The following is a 24,076-nucleotide window of genomic DNA, read 5'->3' as shown; positions in this document are numbered from 1 at the left end:
ATGGGCCGCGAGCATTGGTTCGTCAACAGAAGGAAGGGGGGGCAGACTCCCGGACAGTTGTGCACTGGTCGGGAATGGGCCTCCGGTCAGGCGTGGAGCGTGCGGGCGAACAGTTCGAGCAGCTTGCTCCAGTGCCGTTCGGCGGCGTCCTTGTCGTAGGAGGCCATGCCCTCCACCGCGAAGCCGTGGCGAGCGCCGGAGTAGAGCTCGGATTGCGCCTTGACGCCGGACTCCTTCAAGGCGGCCTCCAGGCGCGCGATGGCCTCGGCCGGCATGGAGCCGTCCTGGTCCGCATGGGCGAAGTAGAGCTCGCCCTTCACCTTGCCCACCACGCGGTGGGGGCTGTCGGGTGAGTCCGTGGCGAGGCGCCCGCCATGGAAGGAGGCCGCCGCGGCGATGCGCTCGGGAAGGGCGGCCGCCATGTGCACGGCGATGGAGCCGCTCATGCAGTAGCCGGCCACGCCCACCCGGTGGCCCTTCACCTGGGGCTGGGCGGAGAGGAAGTCGAGCTCGGCGGTGGCGTCGGTGATGACCCGCTCGGGGGTCAGCGTCGCGATGAGCCCCATGATGCGCTTGCGGTACGCCTCGTCCGCGAAGGAGCCCTCCATGTTGGGGAGGGGCGCGCGGCCTTCGCGGTAGTAGAGGTTCGGCAGCAGGACGACATAGCCCGCCTTCGCGAGCCGGCGTCCCATGGCCTCGAACACCGGCCGGAGGCCCATGGCATCCGTGAGCAGGATGACGCCGGGCCCCGGCTTCTGGTTCTCCGGGTGGAACAGCTTCGCGTCCATCGTGCCTTCACGGGTCTTGATGTCGATGTCCTGCATGAGCTCCGAGCCTCCGTGGTTGGTCGCACGGCTCTAATCCAGTTGGAGTAAGTCTTGTCAGGGGTTCTCGCTCCAAATTGAGGGGTTCGGAGGTGTAGTGGACGATGCGCGCTGACTCATCAGGGGTGAAGGGGTCGGGGCTGCTGCTTGCCCTGGCCCTCCTGTCCAACGCCTGTGTGTCGCTGACGCCACCGCTTGGCCCGGGGCGGAGCCTGCGCTACGCCCCGCAAGGCACCACCGGGCCCGCCGTGTCCGGAGGGACGGGCGAGGGGGCTGGCCCAGGCGGAGTCGACGCGACGATGTGGCGGAGCGCCCTCGCGGCCCACCTGGCCTTTCGCAAGGGCGTGGGCGAGGTGTCCGACTCCACCCGCCGCATTTCCGGCGAGCTCTCCAGACTCAAGGCCAGCGACTCGGGCATTGCTGGCGCGGGCAACGGCATCTTCGTCCGCTACGTCGACCATGGCGAAGCTCAGTTGCGGTGGATTGACGCCGAGCTTGCCGCTGCCACGGAGCTTGCCGCCGAGGCGTCGGAGGTGGAGGACCCGGACATGCAGCTCGCCCTGCTGCGCCTCGCGGGCCCACGGTTGGAGGCCGCCATGATGGGCTCCATGCTGCTGGCCGTGTGGTTTGACTTCCTCATCCTCACCGACGCCACGCTTTCCCGGCGCCTCTACAGCGTGGAGACGCTGTACGTGAAACTGGAGCGCTGGCAGAAGATGATGGAGTCCCCCATGTCGGCTCTCGCTTCCCTGAAGCCGGAGCGGGTGGAGTCAGCGGCTGAGGACATGCCCGCCCTGATAGGCCATCTCACCGAAGAGTTCTCTGCACTCCTCGCGGCCATACACAAGGGAGCGAAAATCCTCGAGACGGCGCTGGTGCTGAAGGAGTCCGTGGAGGCGCTCACCACACTGTCGGTGCTGAAGTTCACGTTGCCCGCGCTGCGCGCGGCTACTCCCGCCGTGCTCGGCGCGAGCCTCATGGTGGGTCCCAACGGGGTGATGATGGGGACGCGGATTGTAGTGTCCGCCGAGTGGGTGGAGATGATGCGCCAGTTGGTGCGCGCGGGTGTCCTCTCCCTGCCCGCCGTCAGCGCCGCAGTGCGGATTCAGGCCGGCCACGTGATGATGGCGCAGGGGCACGGCGGCCTCCCGCGGGGCGTGCGCGACGCGCTGGGCGATGCGCCCGAGGTGCGAGCCATGCGCGTGACAGGCAAAACAGGCGCCGGCATGGCCGAGCCCCCGCGTCACCACGTCATGCCGAACGAGTTCCGCGAGTGGTTCGAGAGGCGCGGCTTCACCGGCGAGATGGACATTGACAAGTTCTGCGTCAAGCTTCAGCAGGCACATCACGAGGCCATTCATGGCGGTGGCGACTGGAAGCTGGGTCGCATGTGGCCCGGCGAATGGAACCGGATGATCATGGAGGCGCTGTTCGAGGCTGAGTCCGAAGCTGGCCGGATGTTGACGCGGAACGCCATTCTGAACATCGTCGCCAAGCGAATGAAGGACTACTACATTCCAATGAAGTTCGTCTCGTGGAGAGGGTGATGAGCGACGGACGTGCTTGGGAGGGCAACATCAAAGCGCGCCTGTATGAGCGGGTCCGCGAGCGCGGCTTCGATTCGCTCAGCGCCTTCGCCGAGGCGCGCCCTGCCGTTCCGCTTCACTTGCTCGCCGAGGAATTGGGCAAGGACGACGTCGCCGGGGTACAGGTCTTGAGTGGGCTGCTTGCTGAGGCGGAGCGGCGCAAGCAGGTCACGCGGTTTGTGCGGGACGTTTTCGCACGCCTGTGGTCCGAGAGCGTTCCCGACGGTTGGCCGACTGTGATGGATGACGATGCCCGTTTCGCCGTCGCTGAGGCGCTCGGCTGCTGGACTGCCTACACGCCAGAAACACATAAGGAGCGTGTCAAGCAGGCCAGGGCAGCGCTCCGCGCCTCACCACCGCCGCCCGGCTGGAGTCCCCTCGGGGCCGACGACGAGCTGCTACTCACGCTCTTGCCCGACGAGGAAGTCTGAGCTTTCCCCCCTTGGGGAGGACCATGAGCGAGGGCCGTTCACATTCGAGTGTCAGCGGTCGTCCGATGACCGGCTACGAGCCGTCACCGATTCCATGGCGCGCAGCGCGGCCATGAACGAGGGCGCCGCGACAAGCGTGGCCAGCAACGGTGACCACAGCATCAGGGGGGGAAGAGGCGCGTCCGCCCGCCACCGCGCGATGAGGACGAGTACCGCCGCGACGACCGGGGCCAGGGCCAGGAGCAGCGACAGCCACTGAAGCGCTCTGGCGAGAGGGGGACGTGGCCGTCCGCGGTTCACCTCGTCCGCGAAGGCGAGCGTGATCAGGGTGCCAAAGGACACCAGAACGCCGAGCACGAGCTGCGCGCCGAGGAGGAGGTAATCGTGACCCGCTGACATGGGGTGATTGTGGGCGTGCGCTCTCGACAGTACAACAGCGGCCCACTGGCCCCGGGTAGATGCGCGCGGGGGCAGGTGACGAGATGACGAAGTTCTATCGGATCCGAGCACCCAGGAACTCCAAGTACACCGGCAGCCTCAGTGCCACACACAAGTGGGGCAGTCTGCCCGGGCTTCGCTGTCCTGAATGTGGAGCCACATGGGCTGGGGGGATGACCGCGTATCCAGGCGTGGACCTGTCCTCTCTTTCTGAACGCGGTGCGTACGAGAAGCCTCGTCCGGAGCCTTTCGACGAGTTCGTGCGTTTGCGTGAGTTGGTGCGTCCTCTCGTGCCACCTGGAGCCCAGTTGCTCCCAGGCGCGAAATTCGGCCCGCTGGTGGGCACCGCCACTGGCGGCTTCAGCCCGTTGTTCTTCCGCTACGTCGAGATGCCGCTGGTTCACCGCGAGGCGCTGGAGAAATTGCAGGCCGAGGGGGTGCGTGGCCTTCACGGTTTCCGGACGGAGCTGCGCTTCCGCCAGAAGACCCACCCGGAGTTGTTGGAACTGCAAGTCCTGCCTCACGGCCGGTTGCATCCGGAGTGCACACCGCCGGATCGGCGCCCACCATGTCCCAAATGTGGCTGGGACGACTTCGCCTTCCCTGAGGAGCCCATCCTGGATGCGGCGTCACTGCCGGCGCACACGGACCTGTTCCGGCTGAGCGACTTCGAGACCGTCTTCATCGCCACCGAACGCTTCGTGGAGACCGTGCGGCGCCTGGAACTGGACGAGGTCGATATTCGCGAGGTACCGGTGCGCTGACCCGAAGCGGATGCGTTTGTTGCCCGGGGCCCGCAGCGGGGATAGGGATGCGGTTCTCATGTCGCTGACCGCGGAGCTACTCGATGCCGTCCGGGAGGAAGCACGCCCGGACACCTGGTCCGCCGGTATGGGCCTGGCCCGCGCCGGTGCCGTCTCGGTGCAATCCGTCGGAGAGGAAGAGGCCGTCCTGCGCGTGCGCGCCACCGGCCGGCCCGCCCCCCTGACCACGGTGCTCTACCCGGAGGACGAGATCTGGGAGTGTGACTGCCGTGGCCGCGTGGACCCCTGTGAGCATGTGGTGGCGGCGGCCATCGTCCTCCATCACGCGGTGTCCCAGCGTGCCCCCGCTCCGCGTGCTCCCGCCCGGCCCGTGCCGCAGTCCCGGCCCGCTCCCGCCCAGGCTCCCGCGGCTCAGGGCGGCCCGCGTCCGGCTGCCGCGCCGAAGTCGGAGCGCATGGTGTACCGCTTCAAGCGCGTGGACGGAGGGCTCCAGCTCGAGCGCCTGTTGGTGCGTCCGGACAACACCGCGCGGTTGCTCGCGCGCAGTCTGGCGTCCGTGCTGGCGAACCCCGTGGAGGCGGCCCGCATCCAGGTGGAGCCGTGCGATCTGCTCGCGGACAAGTTGCTGCTGAAGCCCACGCGCGGCGCGCTTCCCCCTGAGCGGCTCGAGGCGCTCCTGCGTGTCCTGGAGCCCGCACGCACCGTCATCTTCGATGGTGCGCTGGTGTCCGTTTCGAGCGAGCCCGTGCTTCCCCGCGTCACCGTGGAGGATCGCGGCGAGCAGACGGTGGTCAAGATCGAGAAGGACCCGCGCATCTCCGAACTGGTGTGCCCCGGCATCGTGGTGTGTGGAGGCACGCTCTCCCGGCTCGGTGAGCAGGGCCTCACCGGCTCTCGGTTGGAGAGCTTGCCGCAGGAGCGTGTCTTCTCGCCCGAGCAGATGGGGGACCTCACCGGGAAGATGCTGCCGGATCTCGCGCGGCGCATGCCGGTGAACGTGAAGAGCCAGCGGCTGCCGCCCATCGATCGCACGCTCCAGCCGCGCATCTCCTTGGACCTCAACCAGCTGGACTCCGGCCTCTCGGTGCTGCCCACGCTGGTGTACGGCTCGCCGCCCACGGTGCGCATCGACAACGGGCGCATGGTGTACCTCCAGGGCGCCGTTCCCGTGCGCGACGAGGGCACCGAGCAGAAGCTCGTCCACCAGCTCCGCGACGAGCTGAACATGGTCCCCGGCCGTCGTGTGACGGTGCAGGGCAGGGACGCGGTGCAGCTCGCCGACAAGCTGCGGCGCTGGCGCGGTGGCCTCACCGGCGACGCGGCGCGCGTGGTGAGCCCCAACGTGAAGCTGCGCCCCATGCTCTCGGTGGAGGCGGGTGCCACGGAGAGCGGCGTGCCGCAGGTGGGCTTCTCGTTCGACTTCCAGGTGGAGGGAGCGGCGCCCGGTGCGCCGCGCTCGGTGGACGCGGCGGCGGTGATGCGCGCGTGGGAGGAGGGGCTGGGGCTGGTGCCCCTGGAGGGCGGGGGTTGGGCGCCGCTGCCCACGGCGTGGCTGAAGACGCACGGCCAGCGCGTGGCGGACCTGCTGGCAGCGCGCGGGAAGGACGGACGGCTCGCCAACCACGCCATCCCGCAGCTCACCGGACTGTGTGAGGCACTGGATCATCCCCCTCCGCCCGCGCTCGAGCGGCTGGCGCCCCTGGTGCAGGGCTTCGAGAAGCTGCCGGACGTGCAGCTCCCGAAGGACCTCACCGCGACGCCGCGCCCCTACCAGCTCCAGGGCATCAGCTGGCTGACCTTCCTGCGGCAGGCGGGCCTTGGTGGCGTGCTCGCGGACGACATGGGTCTCGGCAAGACACTGCAGACCATCTGCGTGTTGGGGCCGGGGACGCTGGTGGTGGCGCCCACGAGCGTGCTCCCCAACTGGGTGGCGGAGGTGAAGCGCTTCCGTCCCTCGCTGAAGGTCTCCGTCTACCATGGCCCCGGCCGCACGCTGGACGAGACGGCCGACGTGACGATCACCACCTATGCACTGATGCGTCTGGACGCGGCGGTGCTCGGGGCGAAGACGTGGGACACGGTGGTGCTGGACGAGGCCCAGGCCATCAAGAACCCGGACAGCCAGGTGGCTCGTGCGGCGTACGGGCTCCAGGCGAACTTCCGGGTGGCCCTGAGCGGCACGCCCATCGAGAACAGGCTCGAGGAGCTGTGGAGCCTGATGCACTTCACCAACCAGGGGTTGCTCGGAGGGCGCAAGGAGTTCGACGAGCGGTGGGCCCGGCCCGTGTCGGACAACCAGAAGGGCGCGGCCGAGCTGTTGCGCGCGCGCATCCGTCCCTTCGTGTTGCGCAGGCTCAAGCGGGACGTGGCGCCCGAGCTCCCGCCGCGCACCGAGTCCGTGCTGCACGTCACCCTCAACGAGCGGGAGCGCGCCGTCTATGACGCGGTGTACGCCGCCACGCGCGAGGAGGTGGTGTCGCAGCTGGAGGAGGGTGGCAGCGTGCTGAAGGCGCTGGAGGCGCTGCTGCGGCTGCGTCAGGCGGCATGTCACCCGGCGCTCGTGCCGGGGCAGCAGGCGCAGACGTCCTCCAAGGTGCAGGCCCTGCTCGAGGCGCTCGACACGGCGGTGGGGGAGGGCCACAAGGCGCTCGTCTTCTCGCAGTGGACGTCCATGTTGGATCTCATCGAGCCCGCGTTGCGCGAGGCGGGCATCGGGTTCATCCGGCTGGACGGTGGCACGGCCAACCGCGGCGCCGTGGCCGCCTCGTTCCAGGATCCGAAGGGCCCGCCCGTGATGCTCATCTCGCTCAAGGCGGGCGCCACGGGGCTCAATCTCACGGCGGCGGACCACGTCTTCCTCGTGGACCCGTGGTGGAACCCGTCCGTGGAGGCGCAGGCCGCGGACCGCGCGCACCGCATCGGCCAGCAGCAGCCGGTGATGGTGTACCGGATGGTGTCCCAGGGCACGGTGGAGGAGAAGATCCTCACCCTGCAGGAGAAGAAGCGCGCTCTCTTCGAGTCCGCGCTCGGAGGCGCTTCCGGGGCCGCGGCCATCACGCGCGCGGACCTCATGCAGCTGCTCGATTGACACTCGCACACGGCTGTTCTGGCGGTTTCTTGGAAAACGCGTAAAAAGTGAACCCCCCCGAATTCAGGAGGCGGTTCATGCGGAACTTCAAGACGGCCGTGCTCGCGGTGCTCGTCACGCTCACGTGGGTCTCGCCGGCGCTGGCGGGCCAGAGTGGCTTCGCGCGCTGGAATGCGAGCCAGGGTGGTTTCTCCTCGTGGCAGCGCAGCGGTGTGGCCCTGGCGGCGGATGGCTCGCTCCAGGTGGATCCCCAGACGGCCGTGGCCGGGACGGATCCCTACGCGGCCGGTGCCTACAGCGGTGGCAACTTCTACAACGGGGGCAGCTTCCGCGTGGGCGAGGCCATCAGCCCCGTCATGAACTCCGGCTTCGGCTTCCGCGAGGCCGTGCCCTCCTGGGAGGCCGAGACGCCCACCGGCACCTGGGTGGAGACGCAGATGCGCGCCCTGGTCGGGGGCGTATGGACGAAGTGGTACAACCTGGGCGTGTGGGCCGCGGACTACTCGACGGTGCGCCGGCACTCGGCGGGCTCGCAGTCGGATACGAACGGCTACGTGGGCATCGACACGCTGGTCATCTCCAACAAGAAGTCGGCGGCCACGGCCTTCCAGGTGAAAGTGCGGCTCTTCAGCGCGGATGGCATCGCCGTGCCGCGCGTGCGCGCCAGCTCCGTGGCCCTCTCCATCTCGCCGGACAAGACCGCGGTGGTCTCCGCGGGCAACCCGGCCCACTGGAACCAGGTGCTCGCGGTCCCCGAGTGCTCGCAGATGGTCTACTCGGACGGCGGCCAGGTCTGGTGCAGCCCCACGTCCACGTCCATGGTGCTGCGCTACTGGGCCGGCGACACCACCAGCGCCTGTGAGCCGCACGTGCGCGCGGCCGTCAGCGGCGTCTATGACTGGATCTTCCGTGGCCATGGCAACTGGCCCTTCAACACCGCCTATGCGGCCACGAAGGGGCTCCAGTCCCACGTGACGCGCTTCACCAGCCTGGCCCAGCTCGAGCCGTGGATCTCCGCGGGCGTCCCCGCCATCCTCAGCATCTCCTGGGGCAGCGGGCAGCTCACCGGGGCGCCCATCAGCTCGAGCGCCGGCCACCTGATGGTGCTGGTGGGCTTCGACGCGTCCGGCAACCCGATCCTCAATGATCCCGCGGCCTCCACCGACGCCGCCGTCCAACGCACCTACCTGCGTTCCCAGTTCGAGCCGCTCTGGCTCCAGGCCTCGGCCGGGACGGCGTACCTCAGCTACCCCGCTGGCTGGCCGGTGCCCGCCCTCTAATCCCCTGACGGGGGCCCGGTGCGGACGCGGTCGAGCAGGAAGTCGATCAGCGCCCGCATCCGGGCCGGGAGATGCTGCTGCTCGGGGTAGATGAGGAAGAACTCCATCTCCCCGGCGGACCATTCTGGAAGGAGCGGGACGAGGCGTCCGGCGGCGACCTCTTCCTCCCCGAAGTAGGACGGCACCTGGATGACTCCCGCGCCGGTGACGGCGGCCCTGACCAGGAGCGTGCCGCTGTTGCTCTTGATCCGCCCCTCGGGACGGAAGGTCAGCTGCTCCCCGGCGCGATGGAAGACATAGGAGCGGTCGTGCAGCCCGAAGCAGGCCCGTGGGTCGAGCTCCCTTGGGTGGGCGGGCGGCGTGGTGTACAGCGTGGGGGAGGCGAGCGTCAGGAGCGGGAAGCTGATCAGGCGCCGCGCCACCAGCGATGAGGGCTCCAACGGTCCGGTGCGCACCACCAGGTCGACGTCCTCCTCGACGAGCCGCACGAGGCGGAGTGTCATCTCCAGCTCCAGCGAGATGCCCGGGTGGAGGGCGGCGAACTCGCCGAGCAGGGGCGCCAGGACCGTTTCGGCGTAGTAGCCGCCCGTGCTCACCCGGATGCGTCCCCGGAGCTGCCGGGCGCTCCGGGCCGAGTCGCGCGCCTCCTCCAGGGCCCCCAGGATGTTCCGGCAGCTCTGATGGAAGGAGCGGCCCTGTTCCGTCAGCACGCTCGAGCGCGTGTTGCGTTTCAGGAGCTGGACCCCGAGGTCTTTCTCCAGGTCGGCGACCCGCCGGCTCACGTGTGCCACCGAGACGCCAAGCTGGCGAGCGGCCGCCGAGAAGCTCCCTGCCTCGGCCGCGGCCACGAACTCGATGATTCCACGCAGCTTCCCCAGTTTATCCATGCGGTAAAGGAGCTTTGCAGAGGGAGGACGGCCGGTTCACTCCTTCTTTGCTACAGCCTCCTCATGAGCATCCGTCGTGGGACAGACGCCTTCAGCTTCCAGGTCATGATCGGGCTGTGCGCCCTGTGGGGACTTCAGCAGGTGGCCATCAAGCTGGCCGCTCGGGACATGGCGCCGGTTCTCCAGGCGGCACTGCGCTCGGGCATCGCGGCGCTGCTCGTGGGCCTCCTGATGACGTGGCGCGGAGGTTGGGAAGGTCTGCGACAGGGCACCCTTCGGGGAGGGCTGCTCGCCGGCCTCCTCTTCACCGTCGAGTTCCTCCTCATCGCGTTGAGCCTCGGCTACACCAGCGCGGGGCACGTGGCGGTGTTCCTCTACACCGCGCCCGTGTTCTCCGCGTTGGGCCTGCACCTGCTGTTGCCCCATGAGCGGTTGCGGCCCTTCCAGTGGCTGGGCATCGCGGTGTGCTTCACGGGTATCGCGGTGGCGTTCATCGGCGGCTCGTCCACGGGGCACCTGGACCGGCGAATGCTGCTGGGGGACGCGCTCGCCGTGGGGGCGGGGCTGGCCTGGGGCCTCACCACCGTGGCCGTGCGCGCCTCGCGGCTCTCCGAGGCTCCGGCCGCCCTCACGCTCTTCTACCAGTTGGCCATCGCCTTCGTGCTGCTGCTCGGTGTGGCGTTCGTCACGGGGAAGACGGGCCAGGTGGCCCTGACGCCCATCGCGGTGGGCAGCGTGCTGTTCCAGGGAGTGGTGGTGTCCTTCGCGAGCTACCTCGCCTGGTTCTGGCTGCTGCGCCGCTACCTCGCGTCGAACCTGGCGGTGTTCTCCTTCATGACGCCGCTGTTCGGCGTCACGTTGGGCGTGCTCATCCTCCACGAGCCCCTCACGGTGAACTTCGTCCTGGGGGCGGTGCTGGTGCTCGCGGGGATCGGGCTGGTCAGCGGAGAGGCCTGGCTGCGCCGTGTGCTGGCGCGAGTCGTGAGCACGGGGCCACGGCAGGAGAGCTGAGCTCCTTCAGGTGGGCCCGAAGGAGTGCTCCTGGGGACAATTCGCTGACAACGTGGCCATTTCCCCTCGCCCTCCGGGAGAGGGACGGGGTGAGGGTTCCACACATCCCGGGTTGAACCCCCTGTCCACACTGGAGTCCACGGGTTGGAGAACAGGGACAGATACCCTCACCCCGACCCTCTCCCGAGGGGAGAGGGGATATTGGGGGATATTGAGGGGATATTGGGCTCTCAGGCCACGCCCTTGCCGCGCCGGGCGATCCGCTCGGCGATCTCCGGGGCGGAACGGGCCTCGGCCAGGGCCGGCTCCTGGGCGAGCTCCTCGTAGTCGTCGTAGCCCGCTTCCAGCGCGCGCTCGAGCCACTCGGAGGCCTGCGCCCCCTGGCCGGCTCGCGCGTGATTCCGGGCGGCCTGGTACGCGTCCTCCGCGTTGCCCCCCGCCTCGAAGGCGCTCGCATGCAGCGCCGCCGCCGCGCCGAAGTCTCCCCGGGCCACCGCCACGTCCGCCAGCAACGTGTCCCGCTTCGCCGTCGCCTTCCAGGTGAACTCCCGCGCGGTGCGCTCGGCCTCGTCCAGCCGCTGCGCCTTCACCAGCAGGCGCACCGCCAGCGCAGTCACCGGCTCCGTGCGCTCCTTCTCCAGCGCCACCAGCGCGTGGGGCAGGGCGCGCTCGTGCAGGCCCGCCGCCTCGTACGCCATGGCCAGGCTGTAGGGCCTCGCGGCCTCGGGCGGCTGCACCTTCTCCAGGTGCGACACCGCGGCGCGTGCATTGCCCTCGGTCAGCGCCACCCATGCCAGCAGATCCCTCGCCGCGTTGCTCTCCTCGCCCGGCTTCGCCGCCGACAGCGCCAGGTGTCCCAGCCGGGCCGCCTCGCTCTCATGGCCCGAGCGCAGCGCCTGCCAGCCGCGCGAGAGCGCTTCCGGCTCGATCTCCGCCACCTTCACCGGCTCCAGCGGCTTGACGTCGCGCGCCACCTGGAGCGCCTGCCAGCACTGGTAGCCGAACATGCCGAACATGAAGCCGATGAAGAAGCGCTTGATTGTCAGCGCCAGGAGCACCACGCAACCCGCGGTGATGACGCCCAGCCACAGGGCGATGCGCTGCCGGGATGGCCCGAGTACGCCGCGCGCGATGTGGCCTCCGTCCAGCGGCGGCACCGGCAGCAGGTTGATGATGCCCCAGCCGATGTTCACCCACAGCAACTGCTGGAGGATAACGTGGCCCATGTAGCTCTTGGGCGGGACGAACTCGTAGACGGCGTACATGAGCCCGCCGAAGAGGAATCCGGTAAGCGGCCCGGCCGCGGAGACCGCCACATCCCTCCAGCGGCTGAGCGCCCGGTCGAAGTAGGTCTCGCCTCCGCCCATGTAGAGCCGGATGCCCGCGATGTCGCAGCCCAGGCCCATGGCCATGAGCGCGTGCCCGATCTCGTGTATCAGCACGGAGACGAAGACCACGGCCATCCAGGACACCACGGTCTGCCAGCTCGAGCTCCCCATCAAGCCGAACATGGCCGTCATCAGCCAGAAGCCCGGCTCGACGAGGACCGGGATGCGGCCGAGGTTGAACTGCCACGTGAAGGGAGGTGTGGAATCCATGTTCATGAGTCTCGTGAATCAGTTCTTCTGAACCACATCGAAGGCGTTCGACGTGGCGTTATGGCCCTGATCGTCCCTGACGACGACGATGTAGTTGCCAGGCGTATCGATGGTGAGGTTCTGGGTGCCGATGCCCTTGGAGAAACGGCCGGTCCGCGCGGAGATTCCGGTGGACACGCCCCCCCGGTAGAGCTCCACCGTCACCCGGCCCTCGAAGTACTCCGCGTTGGGGCCCTCGGCATGGATGATGATGGGGAAACGCTCGTTCACGTACTGGGTCGAGATGGAATCGAACCAATAACCCTGGACCGGTTGCTCGCTGGGGTTCCTGACCTCGAAGGACTCGGAGAAGGTGGCTTCCCGCCCGTCCCCCAGCTTGACCCGGGCCTCATGCAGCCCGATCCCCAGCCCCGGGCCCACCGTGCCCTGGAACTGGCCGTGGCCCAGGTACGTGTCCAGCGGCACCACCAACTGCGAGCCCAGCTCCAGCACCGGCTCCTCGAGCATCCGCACCGACTGGTTGCCGTAGTCCACGAGGAAGCGGGGCTCCTGATCCAGCCGGACGGTGATGCTCGTGGGCTCGTTGGTGAACTGCTCCCGGGGGGTGATTTCGAGGATCTGGAAGGACTCGGGAGTCACGGGCGTCTGGCACGCACACAGCAGCGCCAGGAGGAAGGGGAGGAGCTTGCTCATAAGGCGTACCTTACGCCCAGGGACGCGGACAGCCCCCCGAGCTGTGCATCGATCTGTTGAGCCTTCACCTCGGCGTAGCTGCCGCGCAGCTCGAGCAGGGCACTCACCGCGCCGAGGCGCCAGGCGGCCTGGGCCGCCACGAAGGCCATGAGGGTATGGCCCCGCTGGCTGTGTGGCTCGGGGAAGAGGGTGCTCGTCACGCTCTGGTCGTAATACAGGTCGCCCGCTCCGGCGCGGCCGTGGAGGGAGAGGGGCCCCCGCTCGAACGCCAGCACCCGTACGGACAGCAGCAGGGGCAGGGCCACCACCCGCGAGTCCAGGACGGGCCCCATCGGCCCGAGGGTGGGCTGGCTCGACAAATGGCGCAGTCCGCCTTCCACCTCCACCGTGAGACGGCCCCCGAGTGGAGGCAGGCGGTAGCCCAGGCCGAGCGAGAGCAGGGGCCCGCGGTTGTCGCCGCCGGCGAAGAAGCCTCCGGCCATCAGGTGCGGGGACAGGTGGTGCCAGCTCAGGTACTGGCTCCAGTCCACCTTGGGAGCGGGAGGCGCGGGGGGCGGTGCCACCACGGGCGCCTCGGGAGGCGGGACGACGGCCACGATGGGGGCCGCCACCGGAGCCATGACGCGCGCCGCGCCGGTGCCGTCCTTGAGGTGGGCATCCACCACCACCGTCCTGGCCCCGGCTTCCGGCTTCACGCGGAACACGCCCGGGTCCTGCTCCTCCACGTTGCCGCCCTGCACCTGGAGATCCACCTGTGCACGCGGTACGAGCTCTTCGCCCAGCAGCATCAGCCACCCGGTGCCGTTCACGGGGAACACGTCCGGGCTGAGCACCGCGACCAGGGGCCGCTCGGGAGGGACGTCGAGTGGGGTGGTGCGGCGCGTCTGCTGGCCCTTGGCGGTGGCGAGCACGATGGCCTCGCGCACTCCGGGAGGCACCTCCACGGGTACCCGGGCGCGGCCCTTGCGGTTGGTGGTCACCGGGCCGAACTGCATGTCCGCCACCTGCACCACCACCTGGGCACCCGCGCCCACGTCCGTGGCCACGTCCAGCTCCGTGCGGCCCAGCAGGGGGATGCGCACGGTGGTGACTTCCGGGGGGCCCTCGGCCGCGTCCACCCAGAAGGCGAGCACGGCCAGCAGCGGGTAGCGGATGTCCGGGGGAATCCAGCGGTACGCGTACACGCCCCGGGCGGTGGCGGGCAGCGGCATCAGGTTGCCCGAGGAGGCCACGGCCCGGAGCGAGGGAGTACCGCGCGGCACCTTCACCTGCACCACCACCGCCCTGTCCCGGCCGAGCACCACCTGGGTGGGAGAGGCCGTCGCCGGGAAGGGCGCCGCCTCCACCACCAGGGGCAGGGCGAGCATCAGCAGCAGTGGGAGGACCGGCGCACGCATGAGGGGGGCCTACCGTCCAGCCTCCCTGGCGTCTCTGTCAACCCTCGGCGGGGTTGCCCGGCGGGGAAGCGGGCTCTTCCGCTGCCTCCGCCTGCGGCTTGTCCGCTGGGCCCGTAGCTTTCGCGCTGGGCGGGCTGAAGGCGGGCTTCTCGGCCGGGGCCCCGCCGCGTCCGTGGACGAGCGTCTTCGTCTCGGACTTGAAGGTGATGTCCACCTTGTCCCCGCGGACCGCCGTCACGAACCCCAGCCCGAAGGTGGGATGCTGGATGACCTGGTCCATCTTGTAGGTGTCCTTGGGGCTGTAGCGGGGGGCGCTGGCGATGTCCTTGCCCGCCAGCTGCTCCTCGAAGGTGATGATGACCTTGTCCTCGGAGCGGCTGCTGGCCCGGGGGGCCTTGGTGCCGCTGCTCCCGCCGGCACTGGAGCGGGCCGACGGGGTGGGCTTGTCGGTGGTGCCCGGAGCCGAGCGGAAGGCGTGGTCTCCGCCGCAGGTGTTGCACCGGACTCGAGCGATCTTCGTGCCCACCATCGCCAGGATGGTGTGGGCCAGCGTGAGCCGGCACCGGGTACAGAACGCGTCGACCTCGCCGCCGACCTTGTGTTGGGTCGCCATGGGTGTTGCTTCTCGCTTCTCTTTTTTGAAGGGGAGGGAAAAAGGGCGGCGGAACATAACGGCAAGCGCTCCCGGGAGAAACCCCTTTGTCATGGCGTGTCACGGCGGGGGGGTGGGCGCCTGGATGCCTGGGTTGCCTGGGGGCGGAGGGGGGCTCTGGAGCCAGAGCGTTTGCTTGTTCCGGCTGGCGGGAAACGTAGAGTAGGGCCCCACGTGGCATCCGAAAACGCACAGAACGCCGAACAACAGCCCGAACAGCCCTCGATGCTGACCCGGTCCATCGAAGGCGTGGGCCAGGGCGCCATCTCGACGGTGGAGGAGCTGGGGCACCTGGTCACCCTCGGGGTGGACGTGGTGCGCTGGGGCGTGCGCCGGCCCTACCGCTGGCAGAACCTCTTCTTCCAACTGGACTTCGTGGGCGTGGGCAGCGTCTTCATCGTGCTGCTCACCGGCCTGTTCACCGGCATGGTGTTCGCCAACCAGTCCGCGCGGGCCTTCGCGATGTTCGACGCGCAGAGCCTGGTGGGCCCCACGGTGGCCCTCGTCCTCACGCGCGAGCTGGCCCCGGTGTTCTCCGCGCTGATGGTCACCATGCGCGCCGGCTCCGCCATGTGCACCGAGCTGGGCACCATGCGCGTCACCGAGCAGGTGGACGCCCTGGAGACCATGGCCGTCAACCCCATCCAGTACCTCCTGGTGCCCCGGGTGCTGGCTGGCCTCTTCATGGTGCCCCTGCTCACGCTGCTCTTCGACACCTCGGGCATCCTCGGCGCCTACATGGTCTCGGTGGGCACCCAGGGCGTGTCGGCCGGTACCTTCATCAGCCGCACCCAGCAGTGGTTGGATCCCATCGACGTCTACGAGGGCCTCATCAAGGGCGCCGTCTTCGGTCTGGCGGTGACGCTCGTGTGCTGCTTCAAGGGCTTCAACGCCACGGGCGGTGCCAAGGGCGTGGGCCAGGCCACCACCGAGGCCATGGTGACCAGCGCCCTCTCCATCTTCATCCTCGACTTCATCGTCGGGGTGCTCCTGCACTGATGGCCGACACGAACCCCCGGCCGATGATCGAGATCACCGGCCTGCACAAATCCTTCGGTGTGCACAAGGTCCTCACGGGCATCGACCTGGCCGTGCCCGCGGGCAGCACCTGCGTCATCCTCGGCGGCTCGGGTTCGGGCAAGACGGTGATGATGAAGCACATGATCGGCCTGCTCAAGCCGGACGAGGGGAGGGTGGTCATCGACGGCGAGGACATCGTCCCCATGGGGCCCCAGGAGCTGGAGCGGGTGCGCCACAAGTTCGGCATGGTGTTCCAGGCCGCCGCCCTCTTCGACTCCATGGACGTCTACGACAACGTGGCGTTCCCCCTGCGCGAGCACCGGGGCATCTCCGAGGACGAAATCCGCAAGCTGGTCCGCTCGAAGTTGGATCTCATGGGCCTGCCGCAGAGCGCCGAGCGCAAGTTCCCCGCGGACCTGTCCGGCGGCATGCGCAAGCGCGTGGGCCTGGCGCGCGCCATCGTGATGAATCCGAAGATCGTCCTCTATGACGAGCCCACCACGGGGCTGGATCCCATCACCACCGACTACGTGGACGAGATGATCCTCGCGGCCCAGCGGGAGCTGGGGATTACCAGCGTGGTCATCAGCCACGACATCGCCTCCGCCTTCAACATCGCGGACCAGATCGCCTTCCTCAACAAGGGGGTGATCCTGGAGCAGGGGCCCCCGGAACAGCTACGCTCCTCCCAGCACCCCGCCGTGAAGGTCTTCCTCCAGACCTGGTTCGGAAAGAATGATTAGGAGTCACACCCGGTGAAGAAGCTCGTTACACCGTTCCGAGTAGGCCTGCTGGTGCTCATCGCCGGAGGGGTCCTCTTTGGCTTCATCCTGTTCACCCGCAAGGGCGGGCTGGGTGAGGACGAGGCCCTCCAGGCCCATGCCTACTTCCGGGACGCCTCGGGCCTGGGGCCCAAGAGCCGCATCCAGATCGCCGGTCTCCCCGTGGGCGAGGTGGAGAGCATCAAGCTGGAGGGCACCCGCGCCAAGGTGACCGTGCGCATCCGCCGCGACATCACCCTGTACGAGGACGCCACGCTGGCCAAGCGCTCGGAGTCCCTGCTGGGTGACTACCTGCTGGATCTCAACCCCGGCACGGAGATGGCGCCCCCCCTGAAGGAGGGGGCGGAGATCCGCCGCGTCATCGACGTGCAGGGCATGGAGGCCGTGTTCGCCTCGCTCAGTCAGATCACCTCGGACATCCAGCAGGTGACGGGCGCGCTGCGCGACGTGCTCGGCGGCGACAAGGGCGCCGGCTCCATGGAGCGCATCGTCGAGAACCTGGTGCGCGTGTCGGACGCGGTGGACATGACGGTGCGCGCCAGCTCCGAGCGGCTGGACGCCATCCTGCGCAACGTGGAAGGCGTGAGCTCGGACGTGCGCGGCATCACCGCGTCCAACGAGCAGAGCGTCAACAACATCGTCGACAACATCGAGGTCATCACCCGCGACACCCGCGAGGTGCTGGCCACGGTGAACAAGCTGGTGGGCAACGGTGGGGAAGGGGACCTGAAGGACAGCGTGGCCAGCCTCAAGCAGACGATGAGCCGGCTGGACAAGACGCTGGCCAACCTGGAGGACGTGACCACCAAGGTGAAGAACGGCGAGGGCCCCGTGGGCACGCTGCTCACCGACAAGCGCCTGGGCCAGAAGCTCTCCGAGTCCATGGAGGATCTGTCGGACTTCTCCTCGCGGCTCACCGGCCTCCAGGCGGAAGTGGGCATCCAGGCCACCTACCTCATGGAGCAGGGCTCCTCGAAGAACATGCTGACGCTGCGGCTGGCCCCCAAGCCGGACAAGTACTACCTGCTGGAGCTGGTGGATGACCCCCGCGGCACCACCGAGACGCAGTACGTCCAGGCCAACCCGCCCTCCTCGGGCGAGCCCGTGGTGCAGAAGCAGACCATCACCAAGGAGTCCTTCAAGTTCAGCGCCCAGTTCGCCAAGCGCTACTACTTCACCACGCTGCGCTTCGGCATCATCGAGTCCACCGGCGGCGTGGGCGCGGACTTCCACTTCTTCAAGGACCACCTGAAGCTGTCCGTGGACGCCTTCAACTTCTCCGTGGCCGAGCTGCGCTACCCCCGCATCCGCACCTCGCTCAGGGCCCAGGCGTTCGACCGGCTCTTCGTCGTGGCCGGCATGGACGACATCCTCAATGATCCCCGGCGCGATACCAACACCCGCCGGATGCTCGCCGGCCGCGACTTCTTCTTCGGCGGCGGCGTCTACTTCACGGATGATGATCTGAAGTCCATGCTGCCCATCCTGCCCACGCCCTGAGTGTGGGTCCGGTACCAGATGGCTTGACCTGACCGGGTCAAAAGTCGTACCTCGCCACGGCACGGGCCGTCCCCTGGAAGCCTCGTGCCTGATTCTCGAAGGCCTCTCTTCCTGGAAGCCCCATGTCTCTTCTCGTCGTTGGCTCGGTCGCGCTGGACTCGGTGGAAACCCCCTTCGGGCTGAAGGAGGACGTCCTCGGCGGCTCCGCCACCTACTTCTCCACCTCGGCCTCCTTCTTCGCCCCCACCCAGGTGGTGGCCGTGGTCGGTGAGGACTTCCCCCAGGCCCACCTGGACTTCCTCAAGGCCCGGGGCGTGGACCTCGAGGGCGTCACCCGCGAGAAGGGCCGCACCTTCCGGTGGAAGGGCCGCTACGGCTTCCAGCTCAACGAGGCCGAGACGCTCGACACCCAGCTCAACGTCTTCCAGTCCTTCTCGCCCCGTCTGCCCGAGAAGTACCGCGACGCCCAGTACGTCTTCCTCGGCAACATCCACCCCGAGCTCCAGTCCCAGGTGGTGGATCAGGTGAAGGCGCCCAAGCTGGTGGCCGCCGACACCATGAACTTCTGGATCAACGGCAGCCGGCCCGCGCTCCTCAAGACGCTCAAGCGCGTCAACCTGCTCTTCGTCAACGACGCCGAGGCCCGCCAGCTCACCGGCGAGCACAACATCGTCCGCGCCGCCCGCGCCATCCTCGGCATGGGTCCGGATCGCGTGGTGGTGAAGCGCGGCGAGTACGGCGCGCTCCTCTTCGAGCAGGACCACATCTTCGCCTGCCCGGCCATGCCCCTGGCCGAGGTGTTCGACCCCACCGGCGCCGGGGACACCTTCGCCGGCGGCTTCATGGGCACGCTCGCCATCGCCAGCCAGCTGAACACCGAGACGCTGCGCCGCGCCATGGTCATGGGCAGCGTCATGGCCTCCTTCACCGTGGAGAAGTTCAGCCTCGAGCGCCTGCGCGACGTCACCCGCTCGGAGATCCGCGCCCGCTTCGCCGAGTTCAAGCGCCTCACCCACTTCGAGGACCTGGGCCCCCTCGAGGACTGAGCCGGCCGGGCCGGCGCCGGATGGGGCAGAATGTCCCGTGTCCGGCTTGACGGAATTTTTCGATGTCCCTATCCTTGGTTCCCGCGATTCCTGCCTTCCTGGGGGGCGCTTCGGGCCGTTGGGGCTTTCCCAGCGGCCGAGCATCGCGGAGGACGCCGGGGTTGCGGACGGATAACCGAAAGTACGCACGTTTCCCCTCGCGCCTGCGGTGCTGGTGCGAGTCGGAAAACATCACGCTCTACGCGAAGATCGCGAATCTGAGCGAGGGTGGGTTGTTCCTGCAGACGCACACCCCGCTTGCGCTGGGGCGGCGGACGCTGCTGAGGTTGAGCAGCGGCGAGGTGCGCGAGGTCATGGCCGAGGCGACGGTGGTGTGGAGCCGGCCTCAGCGGCAGGACAAGGGGCCGCCGGGGATGGGGCTGAAATTCGAAACGCTGGATTCTGGCGCGCTGGCACTGCTGCGGCGCATCATCTCCGAAGAGCAACGAGGGACCACGTTCGGGAACTGAAGTCCTCCGGACGTGGGCACCGGCGGGAACCCACCATGCGAATCGCGATCATCTCCGATGTCCACTCCAACATCGAGGCCCTGACGGAGGTGCTTCGTGTCGCGGAAGAACAGAAGGTGGATCGCATCGTCTCCCTGGGAGACATCGTGGGCTACGGGGCCTCGCCCAACGCGTGCTGTGATCTGGTGCGCTCGGTGACCGAGGTGACGCTGCTGGGCAACCACGACGCGGCGGTCGCCGGGCGGATGGACTACTCGTACTACTACGACGCCGCCCGCCACGCGCTGGACTGGTCCGCCGGGGTGCTCTCCGACGAGAACATGGAGTGGCTCAAGAGCCTTCCGTACACCTACCGCATTGGTGACGTGGGCTTCAGCCATGGCTCGCCGGTGGAGCCCAAGGCGTACGAGTACATCTTCGCGCTGGAGCAGGCGCGGGAGCTGGCGCCGTACGTGGAGCACCTGCCGGAGGTGACGTTCATCGGGCACAGCCACCTGTGCAAGGCGTTCGCCATCGGCAACGGCGAGGTGCATGACGTGGTGGCCCAGAAGTTCGGCATCCGCCGGGGCTACAAGTACATCATCTCGGTGGGCAGCGTGGGGCAGCCGCGGGACTACGACAACCGGGCCTGCTTCGTCATCTGCGACACCGGGGCGCGCACGGTGGAGTACCTCCGGGTGGAGTACGACATCGAGTCGGCCGCGCAGAAGATCTTCGACGCCTCGCTGGCGCTGAACTTCGGCAAGCGCCTGTTCCTCGGCGTCTGACCGGCGCCGCCGCGAAAAGGCCTACAGCGGGGTAGGGCGGGTGCTATCACTGGGGCGCCATGTCCCAGTCCCCCGGCCCCCTGTTCGCCACCGTCCCCAACGACATCGACTTTCCCGCCGACGAGCGCCGAATCCTCGCCTTCTGGAAGGAGCGGCGGATTTTCGAGCAGTCGCTCCAGGGCCGGGAGGACGCGCCCTCCTTCGTCTTCTACGAGGGCCCGCCCACGGCCAACGGCCTGCCGCACAACGGCCACGTGCTGACCCGCGTCATCAAGGATCTGTTCCCGCGCTACAAGACCATGCGCGGCTACCGGGTCCCCCGCAAGGCGGGCTGGGACACGCACGGCCTGCCCGTGGAAGTCGAGGTGGAGAAGGAGCTGCGCATCCACGGCAAGGCGGAGATCGAGCGCTACGGCGTGGAGCCCTTCACCGAGCGCTGCATCGAGTCCGTCTTCCGCTACACCAACGAGTGGGAGCGGCTGACCGAGCGCATCGGCTTCTGGGTGGATCTGCCGGAGGCCTACGTCACCTACCACCGCAGCTACGTGGAGAGCGTGTGGTGGGCGCTGGCCGAGTTGTACCGCAAGGGCCTGCTCTACCAGGGCCACAAGATCGTCTGGTGGTGGCCGCAGGGCGGCACCGCGCTCAGCTCCGGCGAGGTGGGCATGGGCTACCGCACCGTGGACGACCCCAGCGCCTACGTGGCCTTCCCGCTGCGCGACTCGCCCGGCACCGCGCTGCTCATCTGGACCACCACGCCCTGGACGCTGCCGTCCAACATGTACGCGGCCGTCAACCCCGGCGTGGACTACGTCACCGTGGACGCGGGCGACCGCAAGCTCGTCATCGCCGCCGCCCTGCGCGACGAGCTCGCCAAGAAGCTCAAGAAGGACCTGCCCGTGCTCGAGACGCGCAAGGGCAGCGCGTTGGTGGGCCTGCGTTACACCCCGCCCTATGACGTGTACTTCCAGCGCGTGGGCGGCACGGAGCTGCCGCTCGCGGCGGGCGGTACGGACTCGCCCGCCTGGCGCGTCATCGGCGCCGACTTCGTCACCCTCTCCAGCGGCACGGGCATCGTCCACATCGCCCCGGCCTTCGGCGAGGACGACTACGAGGCCTTCCGCCGCGAGCGCACCCGATTCGCCTCGCCCGAGTCGCTGGAGCTGTTCTGCGCCATCCGCTCCGACGGAACCTTCTCCGAGGACGTGCCCCAGCTCACTGGCAAGTTCGTCAAGGACGCGGACAAGGACATCCAGCGCGAGCTCAAGGAGCGCGGCCAGATGGTGCTCGTCGAGCAGTACCGCCACGAGTACCCGTTCTGCTGGCGCGCCGATGACGACCCGCTCATCCAGTTCGCCCGTCCCGCCTGGTACATCCGCACCACGTCCGTGAAGGACAAGGCCATCGCGAACAACCGCGAGGTCAACTGGGTGCCCGAGCACATCAAGGAGGGCCGCTTCGGCGACTTCCTGGCCAACAACGTGGACTGGGCGCTCTCGCGCGAGCGCTACTGGGGCACGCCGCTGCCCCTGTGGATCCACTCGGAGACGGGCGAGGTGGAGGCCATCCCCTCGCTCCAGGCCCTGCGCGAGAAACCCGGCAACAACCTGGCCGCCGTGGAGGCCGAGCTCCAGGCGTTCCTCGCCAGGAAGCCCGGTGCCACCAGCGTCGAGCACCTCATCGTCCACAAGCCGTGGGTGGACAAGATCACCTACGAGAAGCCGGGCACCCCCGGCCGCTTCACCCGCGTGCCCGAGGTGGTGGACGTGTGGTTCGACTCGGGCTGCATGCCCTTCGCGCAGTGGGGCTACCCGCATGCGCCGGGCTCGCACGAGAAGTTCACCCGGGCCTTCCCCGCGGACTTCATCTCCGAGGCCATCGATCAGACGCGTGGCTGGTTCTACTCGCTGCTGATGATCAGCACGCTGGTGTTCGACGAGGAGACCCAGCGGCGCCAGGGCATCACCCCGCGGCGGGACTGGCCGCTCCCGTACAAGAGCTGCATCGTCCTGGGTCACGTCTCCGACAAGGAGGGCAAGAAGGAGTCCAAGTCCAAGGGCAACTACACCCCGCCGGAGATCATCCTCGACGAGATCCGAATGGACTTCGCCGTGCTCGATGACAAGACGGCCGGGGTGCCCGGGGTGGCCGGCGAGGCGCTCATCGCCCGCGAGGACCTGGAGGGCCTGGACCTGCAGGAGGGCGCGAAGGTGCAGGTGTTCCGCCCGGACAACGCGGGCACGGTGCTGACCCTCACGGTGAAGGCGCACAAGAAGCTCAAGCGGCGCGTGCTGCTGCTGGGCAAGAAGGAGCTGGAGGCGCTGGGCGTGGCGCCGTCGGCGCGCGGCGCGGACGTGATGCCGGTGGAGGTGCCCCGGCTGGCGCCCACCGAGCGCGTGGTGCTCAAGGATCCGGCCAGCCGGGCTCCCGGCGCGGACGCGTTCCGGTGGTTCTTCTACGCGGCGAGCCCCACGTGGTCCAACACGCGCCACTCGCTGAGCAACGTGCGCCTGCTGCAGAAGGACTTCCAGGTCAAGCTGCGCAACGTCTACTCGTTCTTCACCATCTACGCGAACATCGACGGCTTCTCGCCGGCCCGGGGCAACGCGGACGCCACCGAGGTGCCCTGGCGCGCCATCCGGAAGAGCCAGGGCTGGCGCGAGCCGGGCGCGCGCACGGTGCTGGACAGGTGGATCCTCTCCGAGGTGCAGCTCGCGCTGCGCGACGTGACGCGCCACCTGGATGCGTACCATGTGTACGACGCGGCCCAGCGGATGGTGGTGCTGGTGGACGCGCTGTCCAACTGGTACCTGCGCCGCAGCAGGGATCGGTTCTGGGCGCCGGGCCTGGAGCAGGACAAGCTCGACGCGTACTACACGCTGTACGAGGCGCTCACCACCATCGCGGCCATGTCGGGGCCGTTCGTCCCGTTCTTCGCCGAGGAGATGTGGAGCAACCTGGTGCGCAAGCCCTGGCCCACGTCCCAGCCGGAGAGCGTGCACCTGGGCCGCTTCCCCGAGGCCGACACGGCGCTCATCGACGAGGGGCTCTCGGCGGAGATGGGGGCGGTGCGAGAGCTGGTGTCCCTGGGCCTCAAGGTCCGCGCGGACAACCGGCTCAAGGTGCGCCAGCCCCTGGCCCGGGCCGATGTCATCCTGGCCCGCCGTGAGCTGCGGGAGCGCGTGGCCGTCTACGAGGCGCTGATCAACGACGAGCTGAATGTGCACGAGGTGCGCTTCCTGGAGTCGGGCCAGGAGGCGGACGTGGTGCGCTACAAGGTCCGGCCCAACCTGAGGGCCATGGGCAGCCGCCTGGGGCCGAAGCTGGCGCCGGTGCGCAAGGCGTTCGACGCCGCCAACGGCCGCGCCCTCCAGCAGGAGCTGGCACTCGAGGGCAGGGTGGTGCTGACGGTGGACGGGGAGCGCATGGAGTTCCCGTCCGAGGAGCTGGAGGTGCTGGTGGAGGCCAACCCCGGCTATGCGGCCGCGGGCGCGAGCGTGGGCGTGGTGGTGCTGCACACCGAGCTGACGGAGGCGCTGGTGGACGAGGGCCTGGTGCGCGAGCTGCTCGCCCGGGTGCAGGCGGCGCGCAAGGACATGGCGCTCGGGTACACGGACCGCATCCGCCTGTGGGTGGATGGGGAGGCACGGGTGCGCAAGGTGACGGACGAGGCCCGGGCGCTCATCTCGCGCGAGACGCTCGCCCTGGAGGTGCACGTGGGTCCCGAGGGTCTCACGGGCCAGGAGGAGGAGTTCAACCTCAACGGCCTGCCCGCGCGTCTCCGGGTGGAACGCGCCTGAATG

20 protein-coding genes are annotated in these 24,076 nt (G+C 68.7%); 13 read left to right on the top strand and 7 right to left on the bottom strand.

The window, feature by feature from the left end; genetic code table 11:
* Positions 1-86: 86 nt before the first annotated feature.
* Positions 87-824 (bottom strand): dienelactone hydrolase family protein, encoded by a 738-nt coding sequence (locus tag BO221_RS15220; RefSeq protein WP_073561162.1) that lies wholly within the window; start codon positions 822-824, stop codon positions 87-89.
* A gap of 104 nt (positions 825-928) precedes the next feature.
* Here BO221_RS15220 and BO221_RS15215 point away from each other — a divergent pair, with 104 nt between their 5' ends.
* Positions 929-2,371: a DUF2380 domain-containing protein gene (locus BO221_RS15215; RefSeq protein WP_083681052.1), complete on the top strand. Its 1,443-nt coding sequence runs from the start codon at positions 929-931 to the stop codon at positions 2,369-2,371.
* The gene (locus tag BO221_RS15210; RefSeq protein WP_073561161.1) at positions 2,371-2,841 is read left to right on the top strand and encodes an NUDIX hydrolase; all 471 of its coding nucleotides are present in this window, start codon (positions 2,371-2,373) and stop codon (positions 2,839-2,841) included. Before BO221_RS15215 ends, BO221_RS15210 begins: the two co-directional genes overlap by 1 nt.
* Before the next feature lie 51 nt (positions 2,842-2,892).
* Here the strand turns inward: BO221_RS15210 and BO221_RS15205 are convergent, their stop codons facing one another.
* The gene (locus BO221_RS15205; RefSeq protein WP_073561160.1) at positions 2,893-3,240 is read right to left on the bottom strand and encodes a hypothetical protein; all 348 of its coding nucleotides are present in this window, start codon (positions 3,238-3,240) and stop codon (positions 2,893-2,895) included.
* Between the two features lie 83 nt (positions 3,241-3,323).
* Between BO221_RS15205 and BO221_RS15200 the strand changes: the two genes are divergently transcribed.
* The 3 genes from BO221_RS15200 (at position 3,324) to BO221_RS15190 (ending at position 8,411) form a co-directional block, all read left to right on the top strand.
* Complete coding sequence (locus tag BO221_RS15200; protein ID WP_073561159.1) at positions 3,324-4,043, top strand: double-CXXCG motif protein; 720 nt, start codon at positions 3,324-3,326, stop codon at positions 4,041-4,043.
* Between the two features lie 58 nt (positions 4,044-4,101).
* The gene (locus BO221_RS15195; protein ID WP_073561158.1) at positions 4,102-7,131 is read left to right on the top strand and encodes a DEAD/DEAH box helicase; all 3,030 of its coding nucleotides are present in this window, start codon (positions 4,102-4,104) and stop codon (positions 7,129-7,131) included.
* 77 nt (positions 7,132-7,208) lie between these two features.
* Entirely contained in the window at positions 7,209-8,411 is a 1,203-nt protein-coding gene (locus BO221_RS15190) for a peptidase C39 family protein (RefSeq protein ID WP_073561157.1), read from the top strand.
* Here BO221_RS15190 and BO221_RS15185 read toward each other — a convergent pair.
* A complete protein-coding gene (locus tag BO221_RS15185; RefSeq protein WP_073561156.1) occupies positions 8,408-9,298 on the bottom strand; it encodes a LysR family transcriptional regulator in 891 nt (296 codons plus the stop codon). The genes BO221_RS15190 and BO221_RS15185 overlap by 4 nt on opposite strands.
* A gap of 63 nt (positions 9,299-9,361) precedes the next feature.
* Between BO221_RS15185 and BO221_RS15180 the strand changes: the two genes are divergently transcribed.
* Positions 9,362-10,309, top strand: a complete 948-nt coding sequence (locus BO221_RS15180) for a DMT family transporter (protein ID WP_073561155.1) — start codon at positions 9,362-9,364, stop codon at positions 10,307-10,309.
* A 230-nt stretch (positions 10,310-10,539) separates the two neighbouring features.
* Here the strand turns inward: BO221_RS15180 and BO221_RS15175 are convergent, their stop codons facing one another.
* Genes BO221_RS15175 through BO221_RS15160 form a run of 4 tightly spaced genes read right to left on the bottom strand, consistent with a single transcriptional unit; the run spans position 10,540 to position 14,610 of the window.
* Positions 10,540-11,907, bottom strand: a complete 1,368-nt coding sequence (locus BO221_RS15175) for a M50 family metallopeptidase (protein ID WP_158079846.1) — start codon at positions 11,905-11,907, stop codon at positions 10,540-10,542.
* Positions 11,908-11,925: 18 nt separating this feature from the next.
* Positions 11,926-12,600, bottom strand: coding sequence for a hypothetical protein (locus BO221_RS15170; protein WP_073561153.1), 675 nt, complete (start codon positions 12,598-12,600; stop codon positions 11,926-11,928).
* On the bottom strand, positions 12,597-13,997 hold the full coding sequence (locus BO221_RS15165) for a hypothetical protein (protein ID WP_073561152.1): 1,401 nt from the start codon (positions 13,995-13,997) through the stop codon (positions 12,597-12,599). The genes BO221_RS15170 and BO221_RS15165 overlap by 4 nt, the downstream gene beginning before the upstream one ends.
* A gap of 37 nt (positions 13,998-14,034) precedes the next feature.
* A complete protein-coding gene (locus BO221_RS15160; RefSeq protein WP_073561151.1) occupies positions 14,035-14,610 on the bottom strand; it encodes a hypothetical protein in 576 nt (191 codons plus the stop codon).
* A gap of 264 nt (positions 14,611-14,874) precedes the next feature.
* On the opposite strand from BO221_RS15160, the gene BO221_RS15155 reads away from it, so the two are divergent.
* The 7 genes from BO221_RS15155 (at position 14,875) to ileS (ending at position 24,073) form a co-directional block, all read left to right on the top strand.
* Entirely contained in the window at positions 14,875-15,648 is a 774-nt protein-coding gene (locus BO221_RS15155; protein WP_198956129.1) for an ABC transporter permease, read from the top strand.
* 23 nt (positions 15,649-15,671) lie between these two features.
* Positions 15,672-16,412, top strand: a complete 741-nt coding sequence (locus tag BO221_RS15150) for an ABC transporter ATP-binding protein (protein ID WP_073561149.1) — start codon at positions 15,672-15,674, stop codon at positions 16,410-16,412.
* Between the two features lie 12 nt (positions 16,413-16,424).
* Entirely contained in the window at positions 16,425-17,951 is a 1,527-nt protein-coding gene (locus BO221_RS15145; RefSeq protein ID WP_073561148.1) for an MlaD family protein, read from the top strand.
* A gap of 122 nt (positions 17,952-18,073) precedes the next feature.
* On the top strand, positions 18,074-18,997 hold the full coding sequence (locus BO221_RS15140) for a PfkB family carbohydrate kinase (protein ID WP_073561147.1): 924 nt from the start codon (positions 18,074-18,076) through the stop codon (positions 18,995-18,997).
* Between the two features lie 161 nt (positions 18,998-19,158).
* Positions 19,159-19,506 carry a TIGR02266 family protein gene (locus BO221_RS15135; protein ID WP_073561146.1) on the top strand — a complete coding sequence of 116 codons (348 nt, stop codon included), beginning with the start codon at positions 19,159-19,161 and terminating at the stop codon, positions 19,504-19,506.
* 35 nt (positions 19,507-19,541) lie between these two features.
* Complete coding sequence (locus tag BO221_RS15130) at positions 19,542-20,273, top strand: metallophosphoesterase (protein WP_043393211.1); 732 nt, start codon at positions 19,542-19,544, stop codon at positions 20,271-20,273.
* A 59-nt stretch (positions 20,274-20,332) separates the two neighbouring features.
* Positions 20,333-24,073, top strand: coding sequence for an isoleucine--tRNA ligase (gene ileS / locus BO221_RS15125; protein ID WP_073561145.1), 3,741 nt, complete (start codon positions 20,333-20,335; stop codon positions 24,071-24,073).
* The last annotated feature ends 3 nt before the right edge of the window (positions 24,074-24,076 follow it).

The sequence above is a fragment of the Archangium sp. Cb G35 genome (assembly GCF_001896145.1).
GTDB lineage: Bacteria > Myxococcota > Myxococcia > Myxococcales > Myxococcaceae > Archangium > Archangium violaceum.
The sequence above is the reverse complement of the archived record's forward strand: the minus strand, read 5'-3'. Positions and strand labels throughout refer to the sequence as shown.